This window comes from Dyella silvatica (assembly GCF_026283955.1).
Taxonomy (GTDB): domain Bacteria; phylum Pseudomonadota; class Gammaproteobacteria; order Xanthomonadales; family Rhodanobacteraceae; genus Dyella_C; species Dyella_C silvatica.
The window spans coordinates 1-5,531 of sequence record NZ_JAPDPE010000184.1; the positions used below are offsets into that span (position 1 = coordinate 1).

The following is a 5,531-nucleotide window of genomic DNA, read 5'->3' on the forward strand; positions in this document are numbered from 1 at the left end:
GCAGAAAAAAAGATTCACGCAGGTGTTGACGGACTTAGAAAGCGATGTAGAATGGGCGGCTCACCTAGGACGAAACGTCTTAGGGCGAAAACCGGAAACGGTCTCGCAAGCGGAAGATCTTTGACAGTATGCGCAGGTGACTTGTGTGGGCGTCTTGCGGTGGATGATTCATGTCCAATAAATGCAAGCGCCTAACATTAAAGTCAAACGTAAAAGCTTGACGTTTTAAGGTTAGGGTTAACGCTTCGGAAAGATAGATTGACGAGTTGCCTTCGGGTGATGAGTTGGTCGAAAACTTAAGTGAAGAGTTTGATCCTGGCTCAGATTGAACGCTGGCGGCATGCCTAACACATGCAAGTCGAACGGCAGCACAGTAGAGCTTGCTCTATGGGTGGCGAGTGGCGGACGGGTGAGTAATGCATCGGGACCTACCTAGACGTGGGGGATAACGTAGGGAAACTTACGCTAATACCGCATACGTCCTACGGGAGAAAGCAGGGGATCTTCGGACCTTGCGCGGTTAGACGGACCGATGTTCGATTAGCTAGTTGGTAGGGTAATGGCCTACCAAGGCGACGATCGATAGCTGGTCTGAGAGGATGATCAGCCACACTGGAACTGAGACACGGTCCAGACTCCTACGGGAGGCAGCAGTGGGGAATATTGGACAATGGGCGCAAGCCTGATCCAGCAATGCCGCGTGTGTGAAGAAGGCCTTCGGGTTGTAAAGCACTTTTATCAGGAGCGAAATACTACCGGTTAATACCCGGTGGGGCTGACGGTACCTGAGGAATAAGCACCGGCTAACTTCGTGCCAGCAGCCGCGGTAATACGAAGGGTGCAAGCGTTAATCGGAATTACTGGGCGTAAAGCGTGCGTAGGCGGTTCGTTAAGTCTGTCGTGAAATCCCCGGGCTCAACCTGGGAATGGCGATGGATACTGGCGAGCTAGAGTGTGATAGAGGATGGTGGAATTCCCGGTGTAGCGGTGAAATGCGTAGAGATCGGGAGGAACATCAGTGGCGAAGGCGGCCATCTGGATCAACACTGACGCTGAGGCACGAAAGCGTGGGGAGCAAACAGGATTAGATACCCTGGTAGTCCACGCCCTAAACGATGCGAACTGGATGTTGGTCTCAACTCGGAGATCAGTGTCGAAGCTAACGCGTTAAGTTCGCCGCCTGGGGAGTACGGTCGCAAGACTGAAACTCAAAGGAATTGACGGGGGCCCGCACAAGCGGTGGAGTATGTGGTTTAATTCGATGCAACGCGAAGAACCTTACCTGGCCTTGACATGTCTGGAATCCTGCAGAGATGCGGGAGTGCCTTCGGGAATCAGAACACAGGTGCTGCATGGCTGTCGTCAGCTCGTGTCGTGAGATGTTGGGTTAAGTCCCGCAACGAGCGCAACCCTTGTCCTTAGTTGCCAGCACGTAATGGTGGGAACTCTAAGGAGACTGCCGGTGACAAACCGGAGGAAGGTGGGGATGACGTCAAGTCATCATGGCCCTTACGGCCAGGGCTACACACGTACTACAATGGTCGGTACAGAGGGTTGCAATACCGCGAGGTGGAGCCAATCCCAGAAAGCCGATCCCAGTCCGGATCGTAGTCTGCAACTCGACTACGTGAAGTCGGAATCGCTAGTAATCGCGGATCAGCTATGCCGCGGTGAATACGTTCCCGGGCCTTGTACACACCGCCCGTCACACCATGGGAGTGAGTTGCTCCAGAAGCCGTTAGTCTAACCGCAAGGGGGACGACGACCACGGAGTGGTTCATGACTGGGGTGAAGTCGTAACAAGGTAGCCGTATCGGAAGGTGCGGCTGGATCACCTCCTTTCGAGAACGACAGAACGTTCCCGCAAGACGTCCACACAAGACACCTGCACATCCGCGCGCTTAAGGCGTGACAGGCCCATGGGCCTATAGCTTTATGGGTCCGTAGCTCAGGTGGTTAGAGCGCACCCCTGATAAGGGTGAGGCCGGTGGTTCGAGTCCACCTGGACCCACCACTAAGCACCTGGGGCCATAGCTCAGCTGGGAGAGCACCTGCTTTGCAAGCAGGGGGTCGTCGGTTCGATCCCGACTGGCTCCACCAGTTTAGACGCCTGAAAGCATGAGACGGATGTGTAGCGCATACAAAAGATTTTGAAGTGATCCGGCGTTGAGGCCGGTATTACGTTCTTTGAAAATGTAAACGAGTGACAAGCGTCTTGGTTTGAAACCAAACCGAGACAAGTGTTAAGGCGAGTAATAACGAAGTGGCTTGGATCGTAGGCCCTGAGGCGACTTGGGGTTATATGGTCAAGCGACTAAGCGTATACGGTGGATGCCTTGGCAGTCAGAGGCGATGAAGGACGTGGCAGCCTGCGAAAAGTGTCGGGGAGCTGGCAACAAGCTTTGATCCGGCAATGTCCGAATGGGGAAACCCACCGCGTAAGCGGTATCGCATAGTGAATACATAGCTATGCGAAGCGAACCTGGGGAACTGAAATATCTAAGTACCCGGAGGAAAAGAAATCAACCGAGATTCCCTGAGTAGCGACGAGCGAACGGGGAGCAGCCCAAAAGCGCATGATGTTCTAGCCAAACGGTTTGGAAAGGCCGGCCATAGCGGGTGATAGCCCCGTAGGCGAAAGGGCACTGTGCGTGAAATTGAGTAAGGCGGGGCACGTGAAACCTTGTCTGAACATGGGGGGACCATCCTCCAAGGCTAAATACTCCTGACTGACCGATAGCGAACAAGTACCGTGAGGGAAAGGCGAAAAGAACCCCGGAGAGGGGAGTGAAATAGACCCTGAAACCGTATACGTACAAGCAGTGGAAGCCCGCAAGGGTGACTGCGTACCTTTTGTATAATGGGTCAGCGACTTACTGTCAGTGGCAAGCTTAACCGTATAGGGGAGGCGAAGGGAAACCGAGTCTGAATAGGGCGCATAGTCTCTGGCAGTAGACCCGAAACCGAGTGATCTATCCTTGGCCAGGTTGAAGGTGCGGTAACACGCACTGGAGGACCGAACCCACATCTGTTGCAATAGATGGGGATGAGCTGAGGATAGGAGTGAAAGGCTAAACAAACTCGGAGATAGCTGGTTCTCCTCGAAAGCTATTTAGGTAGCGCCTCGTGCGAATACTGTTGGGGGTAGAGCACTGTTATGGCTAGCGGGTCATCGAGACTTAGCAAACCATGGCAAACTCCGAATACCAACACGTACTACACGGGAGACACACGGCGGGTGCTAACGTCCGTCGTGAAAAGGGAAACAACCCAGACCCGCAGCTAAGGTCCCAAAGTCATAGCTAAGTGGAAAACGATGTGGGAAGGCATAGACAGCCAGGAGGTTGGCTTAGAAGCAGCCATCCTTTAAAGAAAGCGTAATAGCTCACTGGTCGAGTCGGCCTGCGCGGAAGATTTAACGGGGCTAAGCTATGCACCGAAGCTCGGGGTGTGCACATTTATGTGTACGCGGTAGAGGAGCGTTCCGTAAGCCTGTGAAGGTGGATTGTAAAGTCTGCTGGAGGTATCGGAAGTGCGAATGCTGACATGAGTAACGATAATGGGGGTGAAAAGCCCCCACGCCGAAAGCCCAAGGTTTCCTCGCGCAACGTTCATCGGCGCAGGGTGAGTCGGCCCCTAAGGCGAGGCAGAAATGCGTAGTCGATGGGAAGCAGGTTAATATTCCTGCACTTGTCTGTAGTGCGATGTGGGGACGGAGAAAGTTAGGTCTACCGGGCGTTGGTTGTCCCGGGGAAAGGCGGTAGGCATGATTCTTAGGCAAATCCGGGAATCTTTATGCCGAGCACCGAGACGAGTCCTATTGGACGAAGTGACTGATACTACGCTTCCAGGAAAAGCCACTAAGCTTCAGCTACAGAGAAACCGTACCGTAAACCGACACTGGTAGGCAGGGTGAGAATCCCAAGGCGCTTGAGAGAACTCGGGTGAAGGAACTAGGCAAAATGGCACCGTAACTTCGGGAGAAGGTGCGCCCATTGGTGTGGTCACGTGCGTGACTGAGCATCGATGGGTCGCAGTAACCTGGCCGCTGCGACTGTTTATCAAAAACACAGCACTCTGCAAACACGAAAGTGGACGTATAGGGTGTGACGCCTGCCCGGTGCTGGAAGGTTAATTGATGGGGTCAGCCGCAAGGCGAAGCTCTTGATCGAAGCCCCAGTAAACGGCGGCCGTAACTATAACGGTCCTAAGGTAGCGAAATTCCTTGTCGGGTAAGTTCCGACCTGCACGAATGGCGTAACGACAGCGGCGCTGTCTCCACCCGAGACTCAGTGAAATTGAAATCGCTGTGAAGATGCAGCGTTCCCGCGGCAAGACGGAAAGACCCCGTGAACCTTTACTATAGCTTTACATTGAACGTTGAGTTCTTCTGTGTAGGATAGGTGGGAGGCTATGAAACCGAGACGCTAGTTTCGGTGGAGCCATCCTTGAAATACCACCCTGAAGTGCTTGACGTTCTAACCTAGGTCCGTAATCCGGATCAGGGACCATGTATGGTGGGTAGTTTGACTGGGGCGGTCTCCTCCTAAAGAGTAACGGAGGAGTACGAAGGTACGCTCAGCGCGGTCGGACATCGCGCACTGTGTGCAATGGCATAAGCGTGCTTGACTGCGAGATCGACGGATCAAGCAGGTACGAAAGTAGGTCATAGTGATCCGGTGGTTCTGTATGGAAGGGCCATCGCTCAACGGATAAAAGGTACTCCGGGGATAACAGGCTGATACCGCCCAAGAGTTCATATCGACGGCGGTGTTTGGCACCTCGATGTCGGCTCATCACATCCTGGGGCTGTAGCCGGTCCCAAGGGTATGGCTGTTCGCCATTTAAAGTGGTACGCGAGCTGGGTTCAGAACGTCGTGAGACAGTTCGGTCCCTATCTGTCGTGGGCGTTGGAGATTTGAGGGGGGCTGCTCCTAGTACGAGAGGACCGGAGTGGACGTTCCGCTGGTGTTCGGGTTGTCATGCCCATGGCATTGCCCGGTAGCTATGAACGGAAGTGATAACCGCTGAAAGCATCTAAGCGGGAAGCACGCCCCAAGATGAGATCTCCCGAGACTTCGAGTCTCCTTAAGGCACCATCAAGACTAGGTGGTTGATAGGCGCGGTGTGGAAGTGCAGCAATGCATTGAGCTTACGCGTACTAATGAGCCGTGAGGCTTGACCATATAACCCCAAGACGCTTCGCAACGATTACTCCGCGAACACGTTTCGACCCAATTTCACCTCGACGCTTGTCACTCGTTTACACCTTATGCCGAACCGGCGCTTACTAGCGCTGTTCGCACCCTTTCCCTGGCGGCTATAGCGCTGTGGTACCACCCGATCCCATCCCGAACTCGGAAGTGAAACGCAGCTGCGCCGATGGTAGTGTGGTTTATTCCATGCAAGAGTAGGTCACCGCCAGGGGCTTTATCCCCAACCCCCGTAGCGAATGCTACGGGGGTTGTTCTTTTTACGGGCTCCTACAACTCGTACAACAACTCCCGCCAACGCTCACCTCCGTGGCCTTG

2 tRNA genes and 3 rRNA genes are annotated in these 5,531 nt (G+C 54.0%); all 5 read left to right on the plus strand.

The features are described from left to right. The first annotated feature begins 297 nt into the window (after positions 1-297). The 5 genes from OUZ52_RS22005 (at position 298) to rrf (ending at position 5,427) form a co-directional block, all read left to right on the plus strand. Positions 298-1,842, plus strand: a 16S ribosomal RNA gene (locus OUZ52_RS22005). Positions 1,843-1,937: 95 nt separating this feature from the next. Beyond that, positions 1,938-2,014: transfer RNA gene (locus OUZ52_RS22010), tRNA-Ile, on the plus strand. A gap of 10 nt (positions 2,015-2,024) precedes the next feature. After that, positions 2,025-2,100 (plus strand) — tRNA-Ala (locus OUZ52_RS22015). Positions 2,101-2,304: 204 nt separating this feature from the next. After that, a 23S ribosomal RNA gene (locus tag OUZ52_RS22020) occupies positions 2,305-5,186 on the plus strand. A gap of 126 nt (positions 5,187-5,312) precedes the next feature. Beyond that, positions 5,313-5,427 (plus strand): 5S ribosomal RNA (gene rrf, locus OUZ52_RS22025). Together the 16S, 23S and 5S rRNA genes with 2 tRNA genes alongside form the textbook arrangement of a ribosomal RNA operon. The last annotated feature ends 104 nt before the right edge of the window (positions 5,428-5,531 follow it).